The organism is Pseudomonas sp. 1 R 17, from assembly GCF_900067035.1.
Taxonomy (GTDB): Bacteria; Pseudomonadota; Gammaproteobacteria; order Pseudomonadales; family Pseudomonadaceae; genus Aquipseudomonas; species Aquipseudomonas marginalis.
In genome coordinates this window covers 151,492-173,638 of sequence record NZ_FKLB01000069.1, presented here as the reverse complement: position 1 = coordinate 173,638, position 22,147 = coordinate 151,492, and the positions used below count along the sequence as shown (strand labels likewise).

General features: G+C 59.6%; 24 protein-coding genes and 5 pseudogenes. 20 read left to right on the top strand and 9 right to left on the bottom strand.

What is annotated here, in order from left to right; all coding sequences use genetic code 11:
- The first annotated feature begins 169 nt into the window (after positions 1–169).
- On the top strand, positions 170–1,264 hold the full coding sequence (apbC, locus tag BFP99_RS29815; RefSeq protein ID WP_065948867.1) for an iron-sulfur cluster carrier protein ApbC: 1,095 nt from the start codon (positions 170–172) through the stop codon (positions 1,262–1,264).
- Between the two features lie 494 nt (positions 1,265–1,758).
- On the opposite strand, the gene fdxA is transcribed toward apbC, so the two are convergent.
- The 3 genes from fdxA to BFP99_RS29800 form a co-directional block, all read right to left on the bottom strand.
- Positions 1,759–2,082 carry a ferredoxin FdxA gene (gene fdxA, locus BFP99_RS29810; RefSeq protein WP_053137462.1) on the bottom strand — a complete coding sequence of 108 codons (324 nt, stop codon included), beginning with the start codon at positions 2,080–2,082 and terminating at the stop codon, positions 1,759–1,761.
- Positions 2,083–2,224: 142 nt separating this feature from the next.
- Positions 2,225–4,816, bottom strand: a complete 2,592-nt coding sequence (gene mutS, locus BFP99_RS29805) for a DNA mismatch repair protein MutS (RefSeq protein ID WP_065926522.1) — start codon at positions 4,814–4,816, stop codon at positions 2,225–2,227.
- A 203-nt stretch (positions 4,817–5,019) separates the two neighbouring features.
- The gene (locus tag BFP99_RS29800; protein ID WP_065926521.1) at positions 5,020–5,346 is read right to left on the bottom strand and encodes a DUF2388 domain-containing protein; all 327 of its coding nucleotides are present in this window, start codon (positions 5,344–5,346) and stop codon (positions 5,020–5,022) included.
- A gap of 213 nt (positions 5,347–5,559) precedes the next feature.
- Here BFP99_RS29800 and BFP99_RS29795 point away from each other — a divergent pair, with 213 nt between their 5' ends.
- From BFP99_RS29795 to recX, 15 genes and pseudogenes are all read left to right on the top strand, one after another.
- Positions 5,560–6,294, top strand: coding sequence for a LexA family transcriptional regulator (locus BFP99_RS29795; RefSeq protein ID WP_083221282.1), 735 nt, complete (start codon positions 5,560–5,562; stop codon positions 6,292–6,294).
- Between the two features lie 596 nt (positions 6,295–6,890).
- On the top strand, positions 6,891–7,235 hold the full coding sequence (locus tag BFP99_RS29790) for a phage holin family protein (RefSeq protein WP_027604569.1): 345 nt from the start codon (positions 6,891–6,893) through the stop codon (positions 7,233–7,235).
- Positions 7,236–7,255: 20 nt separating this feature from the next.
- A complete protein-coding gene (locus BFP99_RS29785) occupies positions 7,256–7,771 on the top strand; it encodes a hypothetical protein (protein WP_065948866.1) in 516 nt (171 codons plus the stop codon).
- A gap of 3 nt (positions 7,772–7,774) precedes the next feature.
- Positions 7,775–8,203 (top strand): annotated as a pseudogene (locus BFP99_RS29780) (phage baseplate assembly protein V); the annotation flags it as partial.
- Positions 8,201–8,416: pseudogene (locus tag BFP99_RS33400) on the top strand (phage baseplate protein); the annotation flags it as partial. The pseudogenes BFP99_RS29780 and BFP99_RS33400, both read left to right, overlap by 3 nt.
- Positions 8,413–8,598, top strand: a pseudogene (locus BFP99_RS29775) (baseplate J protein); the annotation flags it as partial. The pseudogenes BFP99_RS33400 and BFP99_RS29775, both read left to right, overlap by 4 nt.
- A gap of 373 nt (positions 8,599–8,971) precedes the next feature.
- Positions 8,972–9,157, top strand: a complete 186-nt coding sequence (locus tag BFP99_RS32555) for a Com family DNA-binding transcriptional regulator (protein ID WP_083221280.1) — start codon at positions 8,972–8,974, stop codon at positions 9,155–9,157.
- 8 nt (positions 9,158–9,165) lie between these two features.
- On the top strand, positions 9,166–9,489 hold the full coding sequence (locus BFP99_RS29770) for a hypothetical protein (protein WP_065949013.1): 324 nt from the start codon (positions 9,166–9,168) through the stop codon (positions 9,487–9,489).
- 196 nt (positions 9,490–9,685) lie between these two features.
- Positions 9,686–9,804: pseudogene (locus BFP99_RS32550) on the top strand (chemotaxis protein); the annotation flags it as partial.
- A 273-nt stretch (positions 9,805–10,077) separates the two neighbouring features.
- Positions 10,078–10,476, top strand: a pseudogene (locus BFP99_RS29765) (phage late control D family protein); the annotation flags it as partial.
- Between the two features lie 22 nt (positions 10,477–10,498).
- Positions 10,499–11,056 carry a glycoside hydrolase family 19 protein gene (locus tag BFP99_RS29760; protein ID WP_065926517.1) on the top strand — a complete coding sequence of 186 codons (558 nt, stop codon included), beginning with the start codon at positions 10,499–10,501 and terminating at the stop codon, positions 11,054–11,056.
- The gene (locus BFP99_RS29755) at positions 11,044–11,544 is read left to right on the top strand and encodes a lysis system i-spanin subunit Rz (protein WP_065948865.1); all 501 of its coding nucleotides are present in this window, start codon (positions 11,044–11,046) and stop codon (positions 11,542–11,544) included. The genes BFP99_RS29760 and BFP99_RS29755 overlap by 13 nt, the downstream gene beginning before the upstream one ends.
- Before the next feature lie 81 nt (positions 11,545–11,625).
- Positions 11,626–12,126 carry a CinA family protein gene (locus BFP99_RS29750; RefSeq protein WP_065926515.1) on the top strand — a complete coding sequence of 167 codons (501 nt, stop codon included), beginning with the start codon at positions 11,626–11,628 and terminating at the stop codon, positions 12,124–12,126.
- An 83-nt stretch (positions 12,127–12,209) separates the two neighbouring features.
- Positions 12,210–13,268: a recombinase RecA gene (gene recA / locus BFP99_RS29745; RefSeq protein ID WP_065926514.1), complete on the top strand. Its 1,059-nt coding sequence runs from the start codon at positions 12,210–12,212 to the stop codon at positions 13,266–13,268.
- An 8-nt stretch (positions 13,269–13,276) separates the two neighbouring features.
- Positions 13,277–13,744, top strand: a complete 468-nt coding sequence (recX, locus tag BFP99_RS29740) for a recombination regulator RecX (protein WP_012722522.1) — start codon at positions 13,277–13,279, stop codon at positions 13,742–13,744.
- Between the two features lie 205 nt (positions 13,745–13,949).
- Here recX and BFP99_RS29735 read toward each other — a convergent pair whose 3' ends face one another.
- Entirely contained in the window at positions 13,950–15,062 is a 1,113-nt protein-coding gene (locus BFP99_RS29735) for an LOG family protein (protein ID WP_065926513.1), read from the bottom strand.
- Positions 15,063–15,438: 376 nt separating this feature from the next.
- Entirely contained in the window at positions 15,439–15,879 is a 441-nt protein-coding gene (locus BFP99_RS29730; protein ID WP_027604548.1) for a PA3611 family quorum-sensing-regulated virulence factor, read from the bottom strand.
- A gap of 179 nt (positions 15,880–16,058) precedes the next feature.
- Here BFP99_RS29730 and BFP99_RS29725 point away from each other — a divergent pair, with 179 nt between their 5' ends.
- The 3 genes from BFP99_RS29725 (at position 16,059) to BFP99_RS29710 (ending at position 18,119) form a co-directional block, all read left to right on the top strand.
- A complete protein-coding gene (locus tag BFP99_RS29725) occupies positions 16,059–16,778 on the top strand; it encodes a tRNA-uridine aminocarboxypropyltransferase (protein WP_065926512.1) in 720 nt (239 codons plus the stop codon).
- Positions 16,779–17,030: 252 nt separating this feature from the next.
- Positions 17,031–17,681, top strand: a complete 651-nt coding sequence (gene erdR / locus BFP99_RS29715) for a response regulator transcription factor ErdR (RefSeq protein ID WP_065926510.1) — start codon at positions 17,031–17,033, stop codon at positions 17,679–17,681.
- A 75-nt stretch (positions 17,682–17,756) separates the two neighbouring features.
- Complete coding sequence (locus tag BFP99_RS29710; RefSeq protein WP_065926509.1) at positions 17,757–18,119, top strand: diacylglycerol kinase; 363 nt, start codon at positions 17,757–17,759, stop codon at positions 18,117–18,119.
- A gap of 3 nt (positions 18,120–18,122) precedes the next feature.
- Here BFP99_RS29710 and BFP99_RS29705 read toward each other — a convergent pair whose 3' ends face one another.
- Positions 18,123–19,049, bottom strand: coding sequence for a LysR family transcriptional regulator (locus BFP99_RS29705; RefSeq protein ID WP_027604543.1), 927 nt, complete (start codon positions 19,047–19,049; stop codon positions 18,123–18,125).
- A 124-nt stretch (positions 19,050–19,173) separates the two neighbouring features.
- Here BFP99_RS29705 and fpr point away from each other — a divergent pair, with 124 nt between their 5' ends.
- Complete coding sequence (fpr, locus tag BFP99_RS29700; protein ID WP_003172178.1) at positions 19,174–19,953, top strand: ferredoxin-NADP reductase; 780 nt, start codon at positions 19,174–19,176, stop codon at positions 19,951–19,953.
- 115 nt (positions 19,954–20,068) lie between these two features.
- Here the strand turns inward: fpr and tsaA are convergent, their stop codons facing one another.
- The 3 genes from tsaA to BFP99_RS29685 form a co-directional block, all read right to left on the bottom strand.
- Positions 20,069–20,764 carry a tRNA (N6-threonylcarbamoyladenosine(37)-N6)-methyltransferase TrmO gene (tsaA, locus tag BFP99_RS29695; RefSeq protein ID WP_065926508.1) on the bottom strand — a complete coding sequence of 232 codons (696 nt, stop codon included), beginning with the start codon at positions 20,762–20,764 and terminating at the stop codon, positions 20,069–20,071.
- A 70-nt stretch (positions 20,765–20,834) separates the two neighbouring features.
- Positions 20,835–21,296, bottom strand: coding sequence for a DUF1456 family protein (locus BFP99_RS29690; protein ID WP_065926507.1), 462 nt, complete (start codon positions 21,294–21,296; stop codon positions 20,835–20,837).
- A 69-nt stretch (positions 21,297–21,365) separates the two neighbouring features.
- Positions 21,366–22,076 (bottom strand): rRNA pseudouridine synthase, encoded by a 711-nt coding sequence (locus BFP99_RS29685; RefSeq protein WP_027604539.1) that lies wholly within the window; start codon positions 22,074–22,076, stop codon positions 21,366–21,368.
- Positions 22,077–22,147 lie beyond the last annotated feature (71 nt).

The following is a 22,147-nucleotide window of genomic DNA, read 5'->3' as shown; positions in this document are numbered from 1 at the left end:
GCTCGGCTACTTGATGAAACGGAGGTCGGCCACTATAAAGCGCCGGGAAATTTATTTCACCCCGTGGTGCTGTTTCAGAATCTTCCGCACCTGCGAAAGCATGCCGTAACGCTGCTGGAACGGTTAGGATAGCCGCCTGTTTCAGTCAGTCTTTTTTCGGGAGTTGCCCATGAGCGCCGTCAATCGCGCAGCGGTGGAAGCCGTTCTTCGCCAGTACACCGACCCCTATTTGAACCAGGATCCGGTCAGCGCCGGCTGTGTACGCGCCATCGAGGTCCAGGGTGACCAGGTCTCGGTCCAGCTGGAGCTGGGTTATGCCGCCGGCCTGTTCAAGAGCGGTTGGGCGCAGATGCTGCAAATGGCCATCGAGGGCCTCGACGGCGTGCGTGCGGCCAAGGTCGACGTCCAGTGCGTGATCGCCCCGCACAAGGCCCAGGCGCAGATCCCGGGCCTGGCCAACGTCAAGAACGTGGTGGCAGTCGCTTCCGGCAAGGGCGGCGTGGGCAAATCCACCACCGCAGCCAACCTGGCCCTGGCCCTGGCCCGTGAAGGCGCGCGCGTGGGTATTCTCGACGCCGATATCTACGGCCCGAGCCAGGGCGTGATGTTCGGCATCGCCGAAGGCACGCGGCCGAAGGTCAAGGACCAGAAGTGGTTCGTGCCGATCGAGTCCATGGGCGTGGAGGTCATGTCCATGGCGTTCCTGACCGATGACAACACGCCGATGGTGTGGCGCGGGCCGATGGTGTCCGGCGCGTTGCTGCAGTTGGTCACCCAGACCGCCTGGGGCGACCTGGATTACCTGGTGATCGACATGCCGCCAGGCACCGGCGATATCCAACTGACCCTGGCACAGAAAGTCCCGGTGGCCGGCTCGGTGATCGTGACCACGCCCCAGGACCTGGCGTTGCTGGACGCCAGGAAGGGCGTGGAGATGTTCCGCAAGGTCAACATTCCGGTGCTGGGTGTGGTGGAGAACATGGCGGTGCACATCTGCTCCAACTGCGGCCACGCAGAGCATCTGTTTGGTGAAGGCGGTGGCGAGAAGCTGGCGACCCAGTACGGCGTTGAACTACTGGCCTCGTTGCCATTGTCGATGGGCATTCGTGAACAGGCCGACGGCGGCAAGCCCACCGTAGCGGCAGAGCCCGATGGCCAGATCGCCATGATCTACCAGGAATTGGCTCGCCATGTGGGCGCCCGGATCGTCCTGCAGGAAGCGGCGGCCCCGGCAATGCCGACCATTACGGTCAGCGACGACTGAACTCGCTGAAGGACAAGAAGCCTCGACTTGTCGGGGCTTTTTCTTGCCTGGAGATCGGTCAATGGGTTTCTTTTACGCTTTTACGCAATGGCGCGCGTAAGCATTCGCTTACTTTCTCGTAAGTGTTTGGTTTTTTTGCCGGGCGTGTGCGTCTCTAATCCTTGAGGGAGTTTTCTATCTAATTGAAATATAACAATTATTTATCTTTGTCTGGGCGCTGGAAACTGTCAGTGCCAAGTTTGGATCCCGTTGAACTTCCCTCGGAACTCTCTAACATCAGCCCTGTGTCCACGGATTGACACAGCCATCAAGGAACGATGGTTGAAGGAACGTCGCAGGATGCGATTCATCAGGATGATGAAAAGGAACACAGGGACTAGGGAAAAAATGTGGGCGGGTCATACCGCCCCTTTTTTTGCCTGTAGAAAAGTGAACGCCTGCCCCTAAATGCAAAAAAGGCCCGCAAGGGGCCTTTTTGGGAGGGCAGCAGCGCGTTAGCGCTCAAGGTCTTTGATTTTGCCCTTCTTGCCATCCCACTCTTCCGCGTCTGGAAGCGGTTCTTTCTTCTCAGTGATATTCGGCCAGATTTCCGCCAGCTCGACGTTCAACTGAATAAATTCCTGCATATCCGCCGGGACCTCGTCCTCGGAGAAAATGGCGACGGCCGGGCATTCAGGTTCACACAGGGCGCAGTCAATGCACTCGTCCGGGTGGATGACCAGGAAGTTCGGGCCTTCGTAGAAGCAGTCCACCGGACACACTTCTACGCAGTCGGTGTACTTGCACTTGATGCAGTTGTCGGTGACGACGAAGGTCATTTCTAATTCTCTCCTCAGGCGGCGGCAGCGAAACCCTTTGTGGTAGGGCTCGCGAGGTTCGGGAGCGATAGTCTGCAGGCCAGGCTAAGAGCCAGCAGCATCCCAAACCGCGCGAGAGTCTATCAGCTTGCAAGCGTGAGCGTTATATCCGAGTCTTCAGTGCATATAACATTTCCAGCGCTTTTCGCGGCGTCAAGTCGTCCAGGTCAAGCTTTGCCAATTCATCCAGCACCGGATGGGGCAGGCTGGCGAACATATCGCTCTGGTGCGGCGCAGCAGGTTTGCGGCTGGCCTTGGCAGGGCTGGCCACCACGGTTTCATGGGGCAGGGCCGTGGTTTCCAGGCGGCTGAGGTGCTCGCGGGCACGGGTGATCACGTCGTTCGGCACGCCGGCCAATTGCGCCACGGCCAGCCCGTAACTCTGGCTGGCCGGCCCTGGCAGCACGTGGTGCAGGAATACGATGCGCTCGTTGTGCTCGGTGGCATTCAGATGCACGTTGGCCACCAGCGGCTCGCTTTCCGGCAGCACCGTCAGTTCGAAGTAGTGGGTGGCAAATAGCGTATAGGCACGCAGATGCGCCAACCGTTCGGCCGCCGCCCATGCCAGGGACAGGCCGTCAAACGTACTGGTGCCGCGACCCACTTCGTCCATCAGCACCAGGCTGCGCTCGGTGGCGTTGTGCAGGATATTCGCGGTCTCGCTCATTTCCACCATAAAGGTCGAACGGCCACCGGCCAGGTCATCGCTGGAGCCGATCCGGGTGAAGATGCGATCCACCAGAGACAGCTCGCAACTGGCTGCCGGCACAAAACTGCCGATATGCGCCAGCAGTACGATCAACGCGGTTTGACGCATGTAGGTGGATTTACCACCCATATTCGGACCGGTGATCACCAACATGCGCGTATCATCGTCCAGCGACAGGTCGTTGGCGACGAACGGCGTGGTCAGCACCTGCTCCACCACCGGGTGGCGCCCCTGCACGATGCGCATGCACGGCTCGCTGACAAACCGCGGGCAGTTCAGGTCGAGATTCAGCGCCCGTTCGGCGAGGTTGCTCAGCACATCCAGCTCCGCCAGGGCGGCGGCGGTGTCCTGCAGCGGCGCCAACTGGCTGATCAAGTCTTCCAGCAACGCCTCGTAGAGCATCTTTTCCCGGGCCAGGGCACGGCTCTTGGCCGACAGCGCCTTGTCTTCAAACTCCTTCAGCTCCGGGGTGATAAAACGCTCGGCACCTTTGAGTGTCTGGCGGCGTTGATAGTCGATGGGCGCCGACTCGGCCTGCTTACTCGGCAACTCGATAAAGTAGCCATGCACGCGGTTGTAGCCCACCTTCAGGTTGGCCAGGCCGGTGCGAGCTTTTTCGCGGGCTTCCAGGTCGATCAGGAACTGCCCGGCGTTTTCGCTCAGGGACTGCAGTTCGTCCAGTTCGCTGTCGTAGCCGGTCTTGAGCACGCCGCCGTCACGGATGATCGCCGGCGGGTTGTCGATAATGGCCTTTTCCAACAGCGCTGCCAGTTCCGGGTAGGTACCGGCCGTTACGGCGAGCTGTTGCAGGTGCGGCGTATCCAGTTCGGTCATTGCCACTTGCAGTTGCGGCAGGGCGCTGAGGGCATCGCGCAGACGCGCCAGGTCACGGGGTCGCGCATTGCGCAGGCCGATCCGCGCCAGGATGCGCTCGATGTCGCCGATTTCCTTCAGCTGCGGCTGCAGCTTTTCAAAGCGATAGCCGTCCAGCAGGCAGGTAATCGACGTCTGGCGCGCCTGCAGCACCGTCAAATCCCGCAACGGACGGTTCAACCAGCGGGTCAACAGACGGCTGCCCATGGCGGTTTGGCAGCGGTCGACCACCGATTGCAGGGTGTTGTCACGCCCGCCGGACAGGTTGGTGTCCAGTTCCAGGTTGCGACGGCTCGCGCCATCGAGCACCACGGTGTCGTCCAGGCGCTCATGGCGCAGGCTGCGCAAATGCGGCAGGGCGGTGCGTTGGGTTTCCTTGGCATAGCTGAGCAGGCAACCCGCAGCGCCGATGGCCAGGGTCAGGGTTTCGCAACCGAAGCCTTTAAGGTCCTGCACCGAGAACTGCTGGCATAGACTTTTCAGTGCCGAGTCACGCTCGAAATCCCACGGCGCGCGACGCTTGGTCCCACGGCGTTTTTCCGCAGGCAGATCCTTCGGCCAATCATCCGGGATCAACAACTCCACCGGGTTGATGCGCTCCAGCTCCGCCAGCAGGTTTTCCCAGCCCTTGATCTCCAGCACGCTGAAATTGCCGCTGGTGATATCCAGTACCGAAAGCCCGAACAAGCGCTCATCGCCCAGCACCGCGGCGATCAGGTTATCGCGACGCTCATCCAGCAGCGCCTCATCGCTCACCGTCCCCGGCGTAATAATGCGCACCACCTGGCGTTCCACCGGGCCCTTGCTGGTGGCCGGATCGCCGATCTGCTCGCAGATCACCACCGATTCGCCCAGCTTCACCAGCTTGACCAGGTAACCCTCCAGCGAGTGGTAAGGAATCCCGCACATCGGAATCGACTGCCCCGCCGACTGCCCGCGCGCGGTCAAGGTGATGTCCAGCAACTTGGCGGCCTTCTTCGCGTCTTCATAGAAGATCTCGTAGAAGTCGCCCATGCGATAGAACATCAACTGATCAGGGTGCTGGTTTTTCAGGCGCCAGTACTGCTGCATCATCGGGGTGTGGGAGGACAGATCGGACGTGTTTTTACTCATTGGATAATAGGCAAATTCGTTGAAAGGAGTGGGGCAAAGGTGGGGCGCTCGGCCCTGCTGATTTTGCAATGGCTGCAAGGTTAACACGCGAGGTCGGCCCTTCGCAGGTCGCAAACGGATAGGTAAAACGCAAAGTGGGATGGCGCATTTGTTTAAATGCGCAGGGACGTGTCGCTATTGGCGCGCAGCCGAAAATGCCTCCCTCAGTACGATGAGGCGATCGCCTTGGCCAGTTGCATGTCGGACATAAGAGGCGAGGCGTAGGTCGCGCGATAGTACCGAGATGCCTGTTCGAACTCAGCACCGCGGATCTCGCCGTCCGAACCGATAAAGGCGAGGGCATCGGTTTTGGAGGATGTGAAAAGCTTTGGCGCATCGGTCGTGAGAACGCTGGCTCCCCCAATCAGGATGGTGGGCACGAACGTCGTGTACATCAGCGCTTTATCGAAAGGGTTGGCGTTTTCAGCCGCCGCTACCGGGTTGCCGATCACTGCCACGGCAGCGATCGCCAGCGTCTTCCATGAGCCCATTCTTCGATGCTTCCATTTCTGTGAGAGGCCGCACGATAGCAGAGGCGGTCCCTTTGCAGATATAAGGCGCTGCCGAGCACAATGAATCCGGCGCTGAAGATGCGCTTTCGATTGAAGCAGGTCCACTGAAAGGTATTGCGAGTGCATAATTAATGCATGAATGATGCAAATTAGCATTTGCCAACCCCAAAAACCCCCGTCACTATCGCCGCTATGCAAAAACGCAACGTTTCTATCGTCTTAAGAGAACTGCTGGACCGCGACCGGATCTCCCCCACGGAGCTTCACCGGCGTACCGGCGTGCCTCAATCCACGTTGTCCCGGATTCTCAGCGGCAAGATCGTTGATCCGTCGGATAAACACATCTCGCGTATCGCCGAGTACTTCCGCGTCAGCACCGATCAACTGCGCGGGCGTGCGGCGGTGGGGGCTTTGCGCGATGACGGGCGCGACCCGACGCATTCGGAACTCAAGGATATAAGCCTGTGGGACGATGACACCCCCGTTAATGATGACGAGGTGTCGATCCCCTTTCTGCGCGAGGTTGAATTGGCTGCTGGATCAGGAAGATTCGTCATCGAGGAAAGCGAGAAGGCCAGCCTGCGTTTTGGAAAGCGCAGCCTGCGACATAACGGTGTGCAGTTCGACCAGGCCAAGTGTGTGACGGTGCGCGGCAACAGTATGTTGCCGGTACTGCGCGACGGCGCGACGGTCGGCGTGAATGCTGGCAAAAGTGGCATCGGCGACATCGTCGATGGCGACTTGTATGCCATCAATCACAATGGCCAGCTGCGGGTTAAACAGCTCTATCGCCTGCCTTCCGGGATTCGCCTGCGCAGTTTCAATCGCGATGAACACCCGGATGAGGACTACAGCTTCCAGGATATCCAGGATGAGCAGATCAGCATCCTCGGTCATGTGTTCTGGTGGGGGATGTACGCCCGTTAACCTCCTTGCGTAAGAGAGAGCCCGCCATCGAGCGGGCTTTTTTTCGCCCGTGGAAAATCGCCAAACCCTTTGCCCGCAAGGCATGAAATGCATCAGTGCATTATCATGGTGAAATAAATGCATTTGTGCATTGACTGTATATGCATACATGCATATCCTTCATCTCAAGCCAGCCAACAAGGCCTGGTGGAGGCGGCAAGGATGCTGCCAAGGAAGACAAGGAAGGCACGCAACATCGGCAAGGACGCCATCAGAGCGATGGCAGGGATGCCAGGCAACACCGGCAAGGATGCCGACGCTCTTTAGTGACACCGCTTCAGCAACAGGCAGCGATGAACCGGCCTTAACGGTTCAGAGGGTTGGCAACTGACCCGGGTGTGCAGCGTAAAGCACCAGAAGCAGTTATCCGGCAGACAGGGATCGTGGTCGGAAAAACATCGAGGAAAGATCCGTACCGCGCCAGTAGCGCCGAAAGATCGACGCTGGACCGCATTACTGAAAAGCCTGGGCAACCGGGCTTTTTGGAATGCCTACCTATACATGGATTTACCCAAAAGCCGGTGCGTTGCCGGCATTGCTCAGCCAGGAGGCGTGACATGACAAACGAGCAGCAAGCGTTAGCGGAAATGCCTATCTGGCTGGTGATCGCACTGGCGCTGATTGGCGGCGTATCCGGCGAAATGTGGCGTGCCGACAAGGAGGGTGCCCGCGGTTGGTCGCTGGTCCGGCGTCTGGCCCTGCGGTCCGGGGCGTGCATGGTCTGCGGGGTTTCGGCATTGATGCTGTGCTACGCCGCCGGCATGTCGATCTGGACCGCCGGCGCCATTGGTTGCCTGACGGCCATGGCCGGCGCAGACGTCGCCATCGGCCTTTATGAACGCTGGGCGGCCAAGCGCATCGGGGTCAACGAAGCGCCGACATCCCGCTCGGATCAGCAGTAACGGCTGCAAGGACGCAACTGATGACACTTATCGAAAAACCCTCCCAACTGCCTGTAGCCATTGAGGGGGCGCTGAAGCGTGCCTTCCCACAATTACAGGTAGGCAACCACCAGGACGTTGGCGGCGCCGGGGATCACACTGGCGTGCTGATCAGCGTGGAACGCAACGGCCCCGGTGTGCGTTCCCGTGAAGGGCGCAAGGCGCATGCCTTGTCGGTATCACTCAGGGTTACGGTCGCCAGCGCGGCGGCGCCTTTTGACGCGTGCGACCTGGCCAGCCAATTGATGGACCTGGCCCTGGATAACCGCTGGGGCCTGCCGTCGGACCAGTGCGATTTACCCACGGCCGTCGTCGCGGCGCCCTCTGGGCTCGCCAGCGCCGAAACGGACTACGACACCTGGACCGTGTCCTTCACCCAAACCCTCTATCTCGGCCCGTCGTTGCTCGAAGACCCCACCGGCACACCGCTGTTTGCCCGCACCTGGGAAGTCTCGGACATCGACGATCCGGATCAATATCGGCCCCTGCAGGAGTAGTCCATGTTCGACGCGTTGTTACGCATGCAACTGGGGCCGATTGTCGAGCGCCTGGCGGAAATGGAAGCCCAGCTCGAAGACCTGTATCGACGCGCGGACAGTTTCTGCCGCATTGGCGTGTGCCAGGAGGTCGACGCTGCCAGCAATACCTGCAAGGTCAGCCATGGTGAGTTGCTTACCCCGGCGATTCGGTTCTTCAACCCCAGCGCGGGTGCGCAGACCGAAACCCGTATTCCGTCGGTGGGCGAGCAATGCCTGTTGCTCAACTACGGCGGTGGGGAAGGGGGCATGCAGTCTGTGGCGCTGTTCGGGCTGAACAGTAGTCTGTTTCCACCGGTGTCCAGCGTGGCCTCGCTGACCCGGCGGCGCCATCAGGATGGCACCCAAAGCGACTACGACGATGCCAGCCACACCTTCAACTGGATTAACGGCTCGATGATCCCGCAACTGCTCGGCCAGAACCTTGGCGATGACCTGTTGATCCTCGCCCAAAGCCATGCCGCGCAAGCGTTCTACAACAGCCAGAACGGCATTGTCGACTTCCAGCCCCAGGTCATCGTCGCCACCCGCCAGGGCGCCGGGTTATTGCTGCGTTTTGCCGGCACCTGGAAAAACCGCCAACAATCCTTCGAGGTTGTGACATGAGCATGCTGATCCCAGGCCAGAACCAACTGGCGGAGCCGGCGATTATCGCGGTCGATGAGTTCGAACCACTGCTGGCGGAGTTCAAGGCGTTTGTCGTCGACTACGTCGCCACCCGCGCGCCGCAGAGCGCGGCCAGACTCAAGGTCAGCCTCGACAACGAAAGCGGACTGCTGACCCAAGCGGCCGCGCAGCAACTGCTGCAAACCTACGCCGACTCCTGCCCTTGCTTGGACGGCCGCGTGAACCCAAGTTGGATCGACTATGCGTTCCACAGCGCCGGTGCGCGCAACTGCAGATACTCGAGCCCTTGAGGCCGATCATGATGATTCACAAAAAACGGCCATTGTGTCGGATTTTTTGTGCCCGGAAGAAAGCAAAAAGCCCCGACAAGTTCAGGGCTTTTTGTTGAGATCGAAAAAAGAGAGGGCGACTCCAGAGGGTGCACTAACACCCTAAGGAGACGCCAGATCGCAGATCTAGCCTGCAAGCCAGCCAGGGCCCTCACTGCTCGCGCGAGCGGGACGGAGCCTAGCAGATAAATAAACGGACTTGCAGATGTTGAAAGAACTCAGATGCGGTAACTGCAAAAGACTTCTCGCCCGTACGGGTGGGTTTACAGAGCTCCAGATCAAATGTTCCCGATGCGGGACGTTGAATCATGGGAAGGCCACGAGCCTCGAGCAATCGCCTTTGAGCGACATGAAAGCGGAATCCTCCGCGACAAATCATTCGACTCAATAGGTGAAAACATGGACGCACAACCAATCGGCTCTAAATTGTTTTCTGGCGAATCCAGTGCCAGCGTAGTTCAAGTCATCAATCCTGCGATGAACACCAATGGAGCAGTGCTTCGAACGGCTTCTTTCCTCGGTACGCAGTATTCGATCCTCGCAACTGGCACAACCCCCGTCACCGGGGCCACCGACAAGACGAAGCCTGTTGTTTTGGCTTCGGTAGCGGCGACCTACAATGCCTTGCAGTTCCCCGTCACTTTACCGGCGGGGTATGGGCTTTGGATCGCCACTAACTCGGGCTCATCCTCGCTGTTCCTGACCTACGATCTGCTGCCATAAGCGAGACCTGGCCGACTCTAGAGTCGGCCATCTTGTTTGTTACGTAAGCCACGTGAATCTTTCCAATACCCCCGCCATCGTGGGGGGCCTTTTCGTTTTCGGCTCCACCACACCCATTGCTCCAAGCTGGGAGTGCTGCTGGGGCTAACTCATTTGTACAGGTCGTACTTCGGCCACCTTTCTCTATGGAGTGGCGATGGATCCTAACGACCTGGGGCCAGGCACACGTTCGCGTGGCTTGGCGGTACCGGCACTGTTCTGCTCGGTGGTCTGTTATGGCTGAGAAATTTCTCTTCAAGTCAATGTGGTTCAAGGCGTACGCAGCGGTGGCGTAAACGCCGTCGGCTCAGGCCTCAGCACCGCTGTCGGTGGCGTAAACGCCGTCGGCTCAGGCCTCAGCACCGCTGTCGGTGGCGCAATCGGTGGTTTGCTCGGCAGCGAGGCAGGCAGTTGGCTCGGTGACAAACTGTTCGGCTCAACGGATCGCCTGCCTGCACCCAATGCGGTGAGCAAGGAACTCAATGCGGCGCGCACGGATAACGTGCAAGTCACCCTCGCCCCGAGTATCCAGATCACCGGTGTAAACCCCGCCCCGGTGAACAAGGCTTTATCACCGCCAAGCTCGACGAAAAATCCCGCTCGAAATACCAAGGCTGCCGTGCCAGTTGGTGGGATGTCTCCGCCGGCAAGCAGCGCGTCGTCCAGGTGGGGAATGCACCGTTCAAAACCTTGCGCCAACGCTACCAGAACGAAGCCGAAGCCCGCGCCGTTGCCGAAGGTGAACTGCGTCGTGTGGGGCGTGAAAATTTGAAGTTGCTGATCGATTGCCCGGGCAATCCATTGTTGGCCGCGGAAGGCCTGTTAGTGCTGGATGAGAGCTGGCCGTCCTATATGCAGGGGCGCTGGTCGATAAAGCAGGTGGTTCATGTCGGCGATCCGGCGACGGGATACCGCAGTTCGATCACGGCCGGTGGGTTGTCGATATAGCTACTTTTCGAGAGTAAAACCAATGGTGATAACACTCCCCCAGCTGCTTGACGTTATGCCGGATGCCCGCCTTAGAGCGGGCGTTTTTTTAATGCCCTTGAATGCGGCTTTCGTTCGTTTCGAGATCAACTGTGCGAAGCGCATCGCCGCCTTCCTCGCCCAGATTGGCCACGAATCCGCCGAACTGCGTTACGTCCGTGAACTGGGCAGCGATTACTACCTGAGCAAATACGACACCGGCAGCCTGGCCGCGCGCCTGGGCAATAGCCCCGAAGCGGATGGCGATGGCCAGTTGTACCGTGGCCGAGGACTGATCCAGATCACCGGTCGGCGCAATTACCTGGCATGCAGCCAGGCGCTGTTTGGTGATGATCGTCTTTTACGGGAGCCGATGTTGCTGGAGCAACCCCAAGGGGCGGCTGAGTCGGCCGCCTGGTTCTGGCAGGTCAATGGCCTGAATGAGCTGGCCGACAAGGACCAGTTCACCACCATTACACGGCGTATCAATGGCGGGCTGAATGGGCTGGAGGATCGCTTGCGGCTGTGGGCGCGGGCGAAGGCGGTGTTATGCGTTTCCTAGGGGCCTACCAACTGATCGGTGCTTGCCTGTTGGTGGCGGTGACCTGGCAGGTCCAGGCCTGGCGCTTGGGGGTACAGCTTGAGCGCCAGGCTTCTGCCCATGCACAGGCGCTCAGCCAGCGAAGCCAGGCGGCCTTGCATCAACAACAGGCTGAACAGGACAAACGGCTGGCCCTGGAGCAACAGCTCAGTGCCAGCGACCAACACCATGCTCGGGAGTTGAGCGATGCCCAACGTAACCAGGCTGCTCTGCGCGACCGTCTGGCCACTGCTGATGTGCGGTTGTCAGTCCTTCTCGACGCCACCGAAGCCGCCGATGGCTGCGCAGTGCCAAGTACCACCACCACCGGCGGCCTGGTTCATGCAGCCGCACGAGCCCGACTTGACCCGGCGCATGCTCAGCGAATTATCGGCATCACCGATGCCGGCGACCAAGGACTGATCGCCTTGCGCGCTTGCCAGGCGTATGTGCACGCTGTCGCCCGCTAATCTCTTGTTCCAGTCTGTCGCTTGCATGAGCGATTTGCTCCTGTAGGGTAGGCAAACCCCCGCCCACTTCTGGAGACCGTCGTGAAGGAAATCACTCAACTTGCCGCTGACCTGGGCCGCCGCCTGCAGATGCTCAATGCCCACGTCACCACGGCCGAATCCTGTACCGGTGGCGGTATCGCCGAGGCCATTACGCGGATCCCGGGGAGTTCGGCCTGGTTCGAGGCGGGGTATGTCACCTATTCCAATCGGCAGAAGACCCGGCAGTTGAATGTGCCGGAAACCTTGTTTCCAAAGGTTGGGGCGGTCAGCCAGGAAGTGGTGGAGGCCATGGTGCGCGGCGCCCAGGAGAAAAGCCTGGCGCGCTTTGCCGTGGCGGTCAGCGGTGTGGCGGGGCCCGATGGTGGTTCGGTGGACAAGCCGGTGGGCACCGTGTGGCTGGCCTTTGGCGTTGGCGAGGAGGTCACGGCCGAGCTTGCGCACTTCTCCGGCAACCGCGATGAGGTCCGCCGACAAACGGTGAAGGCCGCGCTGGAGGGCTTGTTGCGACGAGCTGCAGCAGAAATAGAAAATCAGGGGTAGGCGATCTCCGATCTTTGTGGAACAATACTGTCTACTTATACAGGTGTTGGCCGTCAGGCCTTATTGATTACGTGAGGACTTTAATGGACGACAACAAGAAGAAAGCCTTGGCTGCGGCCCTGGGTCAGATCGAACGTCAATTCGGCAAGGGTGCCGTAATGCGTATGGGCGATCACGACCGTCAGGCGATCCCGGCTATTTCCACTGGCTCTCTGGGTCTGGACATCGCGCTCGGCATTGGCGGCCTGCCAAAAGGTCGTATCGTTGAAATCTACGGTCCTGAATCTTCCGGTAAAACCACCCTGACCCTGTCGGTGATTGCCCAGGCGCAAAAAATGGGCGCCACCTGCGCGTTCGTCGACGCCGAGCACGCCCTGGATCCTGAATACGCCGGCAAGCTGGGCGTCAACGTTGATGACCTGCTGGTGTCCCAGCCGGACACCGGTGAGCAAGCCCTGGAAATCACCGACATGCTGGTGCGCTCCAACGCCATCGACGTGATCGTGGTCGACTCCGTGGCAGCCCTGGTACCCAAGGCTGAAATCGAAGGCGAAATGGGCGACATGCATGTGGGCCTGCAAGCCCGCCTGATGTCCCAGGCGCTGCGTAAAATCACCGGTAACATCAAGAACGCCAACTGCCTGGTGATCTTCATCAACCAGATCCGCATGAAGATCGGCGTGATGTTTGGCAGCCCGGAAACCACCACCGGTGGTAACGCGCTGAAGTTCTACGCGTCGGTCCGCCTGGACATCCGCCGTACCGGCGCGGTGAAAGAGGGTGACGAGGTTGTGGGTAGCGAAACCCGCGTCAAGGTCGTGAAAAACAAAGTGGCTCCGCCTTTCCGCCAGGCTGAGTTCCAGATTCTCTACGGCAAGGGTATCTACCTGAACGGCGAGATGATCGACCTGGGCGTGCTGCACGGCTTCGTCGAAAAGTCCGGTGCCTGGTATGCCTACAATGGCAGCAAGATCGGTCAGGGCAAGGCCAACTCGGCCAAGTTCCTGGCGGACAACCCGGACATCGCTGCCACGCTTGAGAAGCAGATCCGCGACAAACTGCTGACCCCAACACCAGACGTGAAAGCTGCCGCCAACCGCGAGCCGGTTGAAGAAGTAGAAGAAGCCGACACTGACATCTGAAATAAACGATGACCGTTGTACTGGATACACTTGTCGCTGTTCGGCGCACCGCAATGGACCTGCTCGCTCGCCGCGAGCATGGTCGAGTCGAGCTGACGCGTAAACTGCGTCAGCGCGGTGCGGAACCTGAGATGATCGAAACCGCCCTTGACCGGTTGACGGAAGAGGGGCTGCTTTCGGAATCCCGTTATCTCGAAAGTTTTGTCTCCTACCGAGCCCGTTCCGGCTATGGTCCTGCGCGTATTCGCGAAGAACTGAGCCAGCGCGGTTTACAGCGCGCCGATATCGACCTTGCCTTGCGTGAGTGCGGTATCAGTTGGCAGGCGCAGTTGGAGGACACCTGGCGCCGCAAATTCTCGGGTCATCTCCCCATTGATGCCAGGGAACGCGCCAAGCAGGGACGCTTCTTGAGTTATCGCGGTTTTTCTATGGAGATGATCAGCCGCTTACTCAGCGGTCGAGATATGGACGACTGAACAACCTTGTTGTGCGGTGAACGGCCTTGTTATGGCGAGCGGGCTTGCTTGTGGTGAGCGGGCTTGCCCCGCGCTGGGCTGCGAAGCAGCCCCAATAACCTCACCTTCGATCTAAACCTGAAACACCAAACCTGAAGCCCCCAAAAAAGGCCCGCTATGAAAATAGCGGGCCTTTTTGCGTTTCTGGATCCTGCGTTTCTGGATTTCACGCCGGCTGCGGCGCTACCCGCTGTTGCGTCTTCCCCTGAGCCTGCGCCCAGTTCTCCGGCAAGTTGATGTAATCCACCAGCTCCCGCAACCGGCCCTGGTCACGGCCATTGAAGTTGAACACCAACCGCGTCAAATGGCTGAACTTCGGCTCATCATGCTCCTCACCGGTATAGGCAAGCTGCTGGAATTCTCCGCTCAACCGCAGGCTGGCAAATTCACTCTGCAAATGAGCCAGCGCTCGATCGCTGAGCGGGTGATTCATGCGCACCACAAACTCACGTTTCAACCAGCGCGTGGAATGGAAGTTGGCATAGAACTGATTGATCTCTTCCACTGCCTCTTCAGCGCTGTACACCAGGCGTACCAGCTTGAGGTCGGTGGGCAGGATGTAGCGATTGGCTTCCAGCTGGCTACGGATAAAGTCCAGGGCGCCTTGCCAGAAACCGCCACCGGGCGCATCCAGCAACACTACCGGCACCAGCGGGCTTTTGCCGGTCTGGATCAGGGTCAATACTTCCAGGGCTTCATCCAGGGTGCCGAAACCACCCGGGCACAACACCAGCGCATCGGCTTCCTTGACGAAGAACAGCTTGCGGGTAAAGAAGAAGTGGAAGGACAGCAGGTTCTCGGTGCCATCGATGGTCGGGTTGGCATGCTGTTCAAACGGCAGGGTGATATTGAACCCCAGGCTGTGCTCCAGGCCTGCCCCTTCGTGGGCCGCCGCCATGATGCCGCCGCCACCACCGGTGATTACCATCAGGTCCGAACGGGCCAGTGCGGCACCCACCTCGCGGGCCAAGGCGTACAGTGGGCTTTCCACCGGGGTGCGTGCCGAGCCGAACACCGTGACCTTGCGGCGCCCCTTGAACTGTTCGAGTACGCGGAAGGCGTGGTCCAGTTCGCGAATGGCTTGCAAGGTGATCTTGGCGTTCCAGCGGTTGCGGTCGTCCTGGGCCATGCGCAGCACGGTCAGGATCATGTCGCGATACAGGGGGATATTCGGGCTGTTGGGGGCGATCTGCTGGAGCTGAGCTTCAACCTGTTGCGTAAGGTCGGCCCCGTTTTCTTCAAAATGCCGGAGCAGGCGGTCATTCGGTTCGTAAGGCATTCAACTTCTCCTTCTTCACAGAGGCTGGGCCAACGGCGAGAGATTCGTCCGGGGGCCACGACACTGCATGTGTCGCTGCATACCAAGGCATTGCACGTGTTCGCCAGGCAGCAAACGGGCTCTGTATATTCCTTGTGATTTAAAAAACCTTTGCACTGCACGTCGCAGGAGGGCAACCCTCTTTTGCCCTGGAAATGTTACAGAACGGCGTGGAAGCCGTGATGAACGGGCGGTCGGGATGACTTGATCATGGGCCGAAAAACCCTTGGCTGGCAACCGCTTATTGGTCACTCAGCAGGGAGTTTAGCCGCCTGCAGGGAAATGAAGCAGGGGAGTGCGCGCTACTGGACAGCAGCGCGCGAAGGGCAAGCGAAGATTACTTTTTCTTCTTGGCGGCAGCCGGTGCCGGGCAATCCGCTTCCACGAATTTCACCGATGCCACAGGACGATTGGTCTTGTTCTCGGTGATTTCATAGCGCATCACTGCGCCCTTGGCCATCAGCTCGCGATAACCTTTGTTCAGGCACACGCTTTGCCCCAGCTGGAAGTACACCGCCTTGGGGTTGGCGCGCATCTGTTCGGCGCGATCAGGCAATACGCTGAGGTGATCAATCAGTTGCATGCCCTCAACGGTGTAGGCCACTTCCAGGGTTTTTTCGTCGATTTCCCGGGGCAGGTCCTTGTTGCTTTCAGTCGCGACGCTTTGCAGCTTCCGGTTCATTTGGGCCTCCAGCAGCGAGGCCGCCTGGGCGCCCACGGGCAGTACCAGCGCAAGTGCGATGGATGGGGCGGCAAGACGCAGCATGGAACGCAGCATGAAACTCTCCTGATTCGGTTACTGGTGCATAGACCAGCCACTGCGCTGTGCGTTCAGTGGCGCGCAATTATAGGTGACCCCTTGCCACTACAGCCAGGCGTATCGCTGGTAAACTGCGGTCACTTCAGCCTTCCACGAGTTTTCTCCGTGTCGATCTACCCCTCTGTACGGCGCATCCGATGAGCCATGCCGTCTCCCGCCTGCGCACACAGCGCCTGGCACGCGCGATCAAGCCCTTCGTCAATCGAGGCTCACGTGCTGAACGCTGCCCCGGCTGCCGGGTCATCCCCGAGTATTGCCTGTGCGCCTGGCGCCCCCAGGTCGCGGCCAGGTCCGCCATGTGCCTGCTGATGCACGATGTCGAACCGATGAAACCCAGCAACACCGGCTGGCTGATCGCCGACGTGGTCGAGGACACCACGGCATTCGCCTGGTCGCGCACCGAAGTCGACCCGGATTTGCTCACCCTGCTAGCTGACCCGCAGTGGCAGCCCTACATCGTGTTCCCCGGCGAATTCGTGGCGCCCGAGCGTGTCGTCAGTACCGTGACGGTGGCAGAAGGCAGGCGCCCGCTGTTCATCCTGCTGGATGGCACCTGGAGCGAAGCGCGCAAGATGTTCCGCAAGAGTCCCTATCTGGAGTATCTGCCGGTATTGAGCCTGGCGCCTGAGCAGCTTTCGCGCTACAAACTGCGCCGCTCCAAGCGTGATGACCATTTCTGCACCGCCGAAGTCGCCGCCCTGTGCCTGGAACTGGCCGATGACACCGCTGCCAGCGAAGTGCTGGACGCCTACCTCGACGTATTCAGCACCCATTACCTGGCCGCCAAGTTCCAGCTGCCATTGGACCCGACCGACAGCGTCCATACTCGTCTTGCACCCTATATAGCCACGCTATAGCCAGACGACGTTTGCATGATGGCACCGTAAACCTGCATGCCGCTAAAATGCCCATGGGCGTAGTGCTTGACCCCCCAGGCTGCGCTGGGCATGCTGAGCGCCGATTGGGGTGCAACCGTGAGTTTTCGACGTCGTTCCAAGTGCTTTTGACGTTGAACGTACCCTGTGGCGATGGCTGCCTGGCCGTCGCCTTGTGTATTGGTGAACCCCGAACCCATCGGGGCTGCCATAAAAAACAGGATCATTTAATCAATGGCCACATACGAAATCCTGATAGCCGATGACCACCCGCTGTTTCGCAGTGCGCTCCATCAGGCCGTGACCCTGGGCCTTGGCCCGGACGTGCGCCTGGTTGAAGTGGCCAGCATTGCCGAGCTGGAAGCCCGCCTTACCGAAAAATCCGATTGGGACCTGGTGCTGCTCGACCTGAACATGCCCGGCGCCTACGGTTTTTCGGGGCTGGTGCTCCTGCGTGGGCAATACCCGCAGATCCCCGTGGTGATGGTCTCTGCCCAGGAAGATGCCGACGTGGTGGTGCGTTCCAAGGAGTTTGGCGCCAGCGGCTTCATTCCAAAGTCCAGCGCGATGGAAGATATTCAGAAGGCCGTGCGCGCAGTGTTGGACGGTGATGTGTCCTGGCCGCCGCAAGCGTTTGAACACATCAACGTGTCCGACGAAGCCAAGGCCGCCCGTGATGGCTTGGCCAGCCTGACACCCCAGCAGTTTCGAGTGCTGACCATGGTCTGCGAAGGTTTGCTGAACAAGCAGATCGCCTATGAGCTGAGTGTGTCGGAAGCGACCATCAAGGCTCATGTCACGGCAATCTTTCGCAAATTGGGTGTGCGTACGCGGACCCAGGCGGCGCTGCTCTTGCAACAACTTGAGTCAATTGCTCAGCATTAAGTTGTTACCGATTCACGCTTTTTTGACTTTGCGTGATCTAGTTTCCCCACTCCTTTGGTTCAGTTGCCTACGTCTATGTCGCCTTTCAAGGGTCAAACCGGTCTCAAACGTATCTTCAATGCAGGGGGCTATTCCCTGGATGGCCTGCGCGCGGCTTTCACCGGTGAGGCGGCGTTCCGTCAACTGGTCTTGTTGAACGTCATCCTGATCCCGCTGAGTTTTTTCCTGCACGTCAGCCGTGTTGAGCGCGCGCTGCTGATTGCGGTGTGCCTGTTGGCCTTGATCGTTGAATTGCTCAATTCGGCGGTAGAAGCGGCGATCGACCGTATTTCCCTCGACCGCCACCCCCTGTCGAAAAACGCCAAGGACATGGGCAGCGCCGCGCAATTTGTGGCACTGACCATGATCACCCTGGTGTGGGCCGTGATTCTGACCTGACGATCAGGCAATGCTCGGCAGCACGATCTCGTCGCTGCGCTGAACCCCGGCGGTGAAGGCGCGGCACAGCTCCAGGAACTCGCGCATGGCGGAGGTCTGGTATTTCTGTTTATGCCAGATGAAGTAGAACTGCCGGGCCAGGTCCAGGTCCGGGGTTTCTACCGGCACCAGGCTGCCACGGCGAAATGCATCGCGCAGCGCCAGCCGAGAAATACACCCAATGCCCAAACCCGATTCCACCGCCCGTTTGATCGCCTCGGTGTGCTCCAGCTCCAGGCGGATATTCAGCGCGCTGCGGTGATGGCGCATGGCCTGGTCAAAGGTCAGGCGCGTGCCGGAGCCTTGTTCCCGCAGGATCCAGGCCTCATGGGTCAACTCTTCCAGGGTGGCCACGCCGCGTTTGGCCAAGTGGTGCTGAGGCGCGCAAAACACCACCAGCTCATCTTCCACCCAGGTTTGCACCTCGATATCCGGGTGGCTGCAGTCGCCTTCGATTAGACCCAGGTCAATTTCGTAGTGCGCAACCTGGTGCACGATATTGGCAGTGTTCTGCACATGCAGCTTCACCTGGCTTTCGGGGTGCTGCTGCATGAAGCTGCCGATCAGCAGGGTGGCCAGGTAATTGCCAATGGTCAGGGTAGCGCCGACCGCCAGGGAGCCGAAGCCGGACTTACCGTTGAGCAGGTCTTCGATCTCCTTGGCCTGGTCCAACAGCGCCACCGCTTGAGGCAACAGCTGATGGCCCAAGGCGTTGAGACTCAGGCGCTTGCCGGCACGGTCGAATAATTGGCAGCTGGATTGGCGCTCCAGCTCGGTAATCGAGGTGCTGGCGGCGGATTGAGATAAGGCCAGAAGGCCAGCAGCGCGAGAGACGCTTTCCTGCTGGGCGACGGCGACGAAGACTTGCAGTTGACGGAGAGTAAATCGCATATCGATATAACCGATAACCCTTATCTTAATAATCCAGTTAACAGATATTGTCGCCGCCATTAGAATGCTGTGCAATTGCGCACTTCATCTTTGGCGCAGACCCATTTCCAGGAGTCCCCCGTACATGAGCAACATGAACCACGAGCGTGTCCTCAGTGTTCATCACTGGAACGACACTCTGTTCAGCTTCAAGTGCACCCGCGATCCGGGCCTGCGCTTCGAGAACGGTCAGTTCGTGATGATCGGCCTGCAACAGCCCAACGGCCGCCCGCTCATGCGCGCTTACTCCATTGCCAGCCCGAACTGGGAAGAGCATCTGGAGTTCTTCAGCATCAAGGTGCCGGATGGCCCGCTGACTTCCCAATTGCAGCACTTGAAGGAAGGCGACGAGATCATCATCAGCAAAAAACCGACAGGCACCCTGGTGCTTGACGATTTGAAGCCGGGCAAACACCTCTACCTGCTCAGCACCGGTACTGGCCTTGCTCCGTTCATGAGCGTGATCCAGGACCCGGAAACCTACGAGCGCTTTGAAAAAGTGATCCTGTGCCACGGCGTGCGCTACGTCAACGAAGTCGCTTACCGCGAATTCATCACCGAGCACCTGCCGCAGAACGAGTTCTTCGGCGAGGCCCTGCGTGAGAAGCTGATCTACTACCCGACCGTGACCCGCGAGCCGTTCGAAAACGAAGGCCGCCTGACCGACCTGATGCGCAGCGGCAAGCTGTTCAGCGACATCGGCCTGCCACCGATCAACCCCGAGGACGACCGCGCCATGTTGTGCGGCAGCCCAAGCATGTTGGACGAGACCAGCGAAGTACTGAACAGCTTCGGCCTGAAAGTTTCGCCACGCATGCGTGAGCCGGGTGATTACTTGATCGAGCGCGCGTTCGTCGAGAAATAACTGCGGTAAAAAATGTGGGAGGGGGCTTGCTCCCGATGGCGATGGGTCAGTCGATATACACGTTGACTGATCCACCGCCATCGGGAGCAAGCCCCCTCCCACATTGGGTTCCGGTTTATCCCGCTGGCACCACTTCCAACACACAAATCATCCCGGCCTCTGGATAGTGCCAGCGCACATCCACATCCCAGAACTGCGCCCCGTATTCGCGTTCAGGCCCTGGCGTCTGGTACGCCGGCCGTGGATCCTGTGCCAGACACTGATCGATCAACTCCACCAACGGCTCCCCAAGGCGCTGGGCATGGCCTTGTGCCTGCTGCAGTGCGCTCTTCAGCCACTGCACGGGAATCAGCTGCGGCGCACCACTGGCGATGCTGTTGGTGGCTGTGTCGATGATGTCGGCGTAGGGCACATACGGCTTGATATCCAATACCGGGGTGCCATCGAGCAAATCGATCCCGGAGATCCACAGCCGGCCCGGCTCCACCTTGTCCAGCTTGACCACTGACTGGCCAATCCCGTTGGGCCGATGAGTCGCGCGGGTCGCAAACACGCCCATGGACGTGTTGCCGCCCAGGCGGGGCGGGCGCACTTTCAGGCGGGGCTTGTCCTCCAGGGCCTGGTGGAACAGAAACAACAGCCACACATGGCTGACCTGCTCCAGGCCCTGTACCGCCTCGCCCTGGTCGAACGGCGCCACCAACTCCAGCACGCCCCGCGCGGCAGGCGCCAGTTGCGGTTGGCGCGGAATGGCGAACTTCTCCTTGAAGCAGGAGCGTACGAAACCGACGGGCGAGACCTGGTAGGCCATGACTGGAGCCTCAAGTTGCAAGCCGCAAGCCACAAGCTTTTAACTTGCAGCTTGAAGCTTATGGCTGTTCTTAAGCTCTGACGCGCAGCGTCAGGCCCTTGAGGAAGTTACGCAGCAACTGGTCGCCACAGGTGCGGTAGTTGGTGTGGCCGAACTTGCGGAACAGCGCGCTCAGCTCAGGCTTGGACACCGGGAATTCGGCAGCCTTGAGGATGGCGTGCATGTCGTCCTCCTTCAGTTCGAAGGCCACACGCAGTTTCTTGAGGATGATGTTGTTGGTCACCGGGGTTTCGATCGGCTGCGGCGGACGGCTTTCGTCCTTGCCGCGCTTGAAGATCACCAGGCCATCGAGGAAGTGGGCCATGACCTCATCCGGACAGAACACAAAGCCTTCTTCCTCGTCTTTCTTGAGGTAGGTCAGCAGGTCTTCCTTGGTCACGTCCATGCCGCCGAGCTTGATAAGCTCGACCATCTTGTTGTCGCTGATGTCGAGCATGTAGCGCACGCTGCGCAGTACGTCGTTGTGAATCATGGTGGGCAATCCTGGTTTTCAACGGTGGGCGCCGCCGGGTGGGGCGGTGCCTGGAAAGGGGGAGGCTGTTTAGAACTTTTCTTTGCCGGACAGATAACGCCATTGGCCAACCGGCACTTTGCCGATGGACACGCCGCCGATGCGAATGCGGCGGATAGCGACGACTTTCAGGCCAACGGCTTCGCAGAACAGGGCGATCACGCCTGGTTGCGGGTTTTTCATCGCAAATCGCAGGCGATTTTCGTTCTGCCAGCTGGCTTTTACGGCTGGCAGCTCTTTGCCTTTGTAGGTCAGGCCGTGGTTCAGGCGGTTGAGGCCGTGGGCAACCATGTCGCCTTCAACCTCCACCACGTATTCCTGCTCGATCTTGGCGGCATCGGCGGTCAACTTGCGCAGGATCTTCCAGTCCTGGGTAAACACCAGCAGGCCGCTGGCCTTGGCCTGCAGGTCGGCGCTGGCGGTCAGGCGCAGGAAGTGGCCCTTGAGCGGACGCTTGCTGAAGCGGTGTTCCTCCGAGAGGGTTTCGGCGCTGATCGAGGCCATTGCCGTCTCGGCATCGACACCAACCGGGGCGTGGAACAGGATGGTCACCGGCTCTGGCGCAGTGGCCTTGGCCTCCGGGTCCAGTTCGACCTTCTGGGTGGTGATCTTGAATTGCGGCTCGTCGATCACTTCACCGTCCACCGAGACCCAGCCGCCTTCGATAAACAGCTCAGCCTCCCGACGGGAGCAACCGACCAGTTCGATAAGGCGTTTGGAGAGGCGTATGGGGTCAGTCATGACAAGGGCCGTAACAAAAGGGGGCGGCTATTGTACCTGTGTGGGCGCGGTTAATCCCGGCCCCATTTCAT

Excerpts from the sequence above, each read along its gene's own strand:
- apbC (WP_065948867.1), top strand. The coding sequence starts at position 170 with ATGAGCGCCGTCAATCGCGCAGCGGTGGAAGCCGTTCTTCGCCAGTAC.
- fdxA (WP_053137462.1), bottom strand. The coding sequence starts at position 2,082 with ATGACCTTCGTCGTCACCGACAACTGCATCAAGTGCAAGTACACCGAC.
- mutS (WP_065926522.1), bottom strand. The coding sequence starts at position 4,816 with ATGAGTAAAAACACGTCCGATCTGTCCTCCCACACCCCGATGATGCAG.
- BFP99_RS29800 (WP_065926521.1), bottom strand. The coding sequence starts at position 5,346 with ATGGGCTCATGGAAGACGCTGGCGATCGCTGCCGTGGCAGTGATCGGC.
- BFP99_RS29795 (WP_083221282.1), top strand. The coding sequence starts at position 5,560 with ATGCAAAAACGCAACGTTTCTATCGTCTTAAGAGAACTGCTGGACCGC.
- BFP99_RS29790 (WP_027604569.1), top strand. The coding sequence starts at position 6,891 with ATGACAAACGAGCAGCAAGCGTTAGCGGAAATGCCTATCTGGCTGGTG.
- BFP99_RS29785 (WP_065948866.1), top strand. The coding sequence starts at position 7,256 with ATGACACTTATCGAAAAACCCTCCCAACTGCCTGTAGCCATTGAGGGG.
- BFP99_RS32555 (WP_083221280.1), top strand. The coding sequence starts at position 8,972 with ATGTTGAAAGAACTCAGATGCGGTAACTGCAAAAGACTTCTCGCCCGT.
- BFP99_RS29770 (WP_065949013.1), top strand. The coding sequence starts at position 9,166 with ATGGACGCACAACCAATCGGCTCTAAATTGTTTTCTGGCGAATCCAGT.
- BFP99_RS29760 (WP_065926517.1), top strand. The coding sequence starts at position 10,499 with ATGGTGATAACACTCCCCCAGCTGCTTGACGTTATGCCGGATGCCCGC.
- BFP99_RS29755 (WP_065948865.1), top strand. The coding sequence starts at position 11,044 with ATGCGTTTCCTAGGGGCCTACCAACTGATCGGTGCTTGCCTGTTGGTG.
- recA (WP_065926514.1), top strand. The coding sequence starts at position 12,210 with ATGGACGACAACAAGAAGAAAGCCTTGGCTGCGGCCCTGGGTCAGATC.
- recX (WP_012722522.1), top strand. The coding sequence starts at position 13,277 with ATGACCGTTGTACTGGATACACTTGTCGCTGTTCGGCGCACCGCAATG.
- BFP99_RS29735 (WP_065926513.1), bottom strand. The coding sequence starts at position 15,062 with ATGCCTTACGAACCGAATGACCGCCTGCTCCGGCATTTTGAAGAAAAC.
- BFP99_RS29730 (WP_027604548.1), bottom strand. The coding sequence starts at position 15,879 with ATGCTGCGTTCCATGCTGCGTCTTGCCGCCCCATCCATCGCACTTGCG.
- BFP99_RS29725 (WP_065926512.1), top strand. The coding sequence starts at position 16,059 with ATGAGCCATGCCGTCTCCCGCCTGCGCACACAGCGCCTGGCACGCGCG.
- erdR (WP_065926510.1), top strand. The coding sequence starts at position 17,031 with ATGGCCACATACGAAATCCTGATAGCCGATGACCACCCGCTGTTTCGC.
- BFP99_RS29710 (WP_065926509.1), top strand. The coding sequence starts at position 17,757 with ATGTCGCCTTTCAAGGGTCAAACCGGTCTCAAACGTATCTTCAATGCA.
- BFP99_RS29705 (WP_027604543.1), bottom strand. The coding sequence starts at position 19,049 with ATGCGATTTACTCTCCGTCAACTGCAAGTCTTCGTCGCCGTCGCCCAG.
- fpr (WP_003172178.1), top strand. The coding sequence starts at position 19,174 with ATGAGCAACATGAACCACGAGCGTGTCCTCAGTGTTCATCACTGGAAC.
- tsaA (WP_065926508.1), bottom strand. The coding sequence starts at position 20,764 with ATGGCCTACCAGGTCTCGCCCGTCGGTTTCGTACGCTCCTGCTTCAAG.
- BFP99_RS29690 (WP_065926507.1), bottom strand. The coding sequence starts at position 21,296 with ATGATTCACAACGACGTACTGCGCAGCGTGCGCTACATGCTCGACATC.
- BFP99_RS29685 (WP_027604539.1), bottom strand. The coding sequence starts at position 22,076 with ATGACTGACCCCATACGCCTCTCCAAACGCCTTATCGAACTGGTCGGT.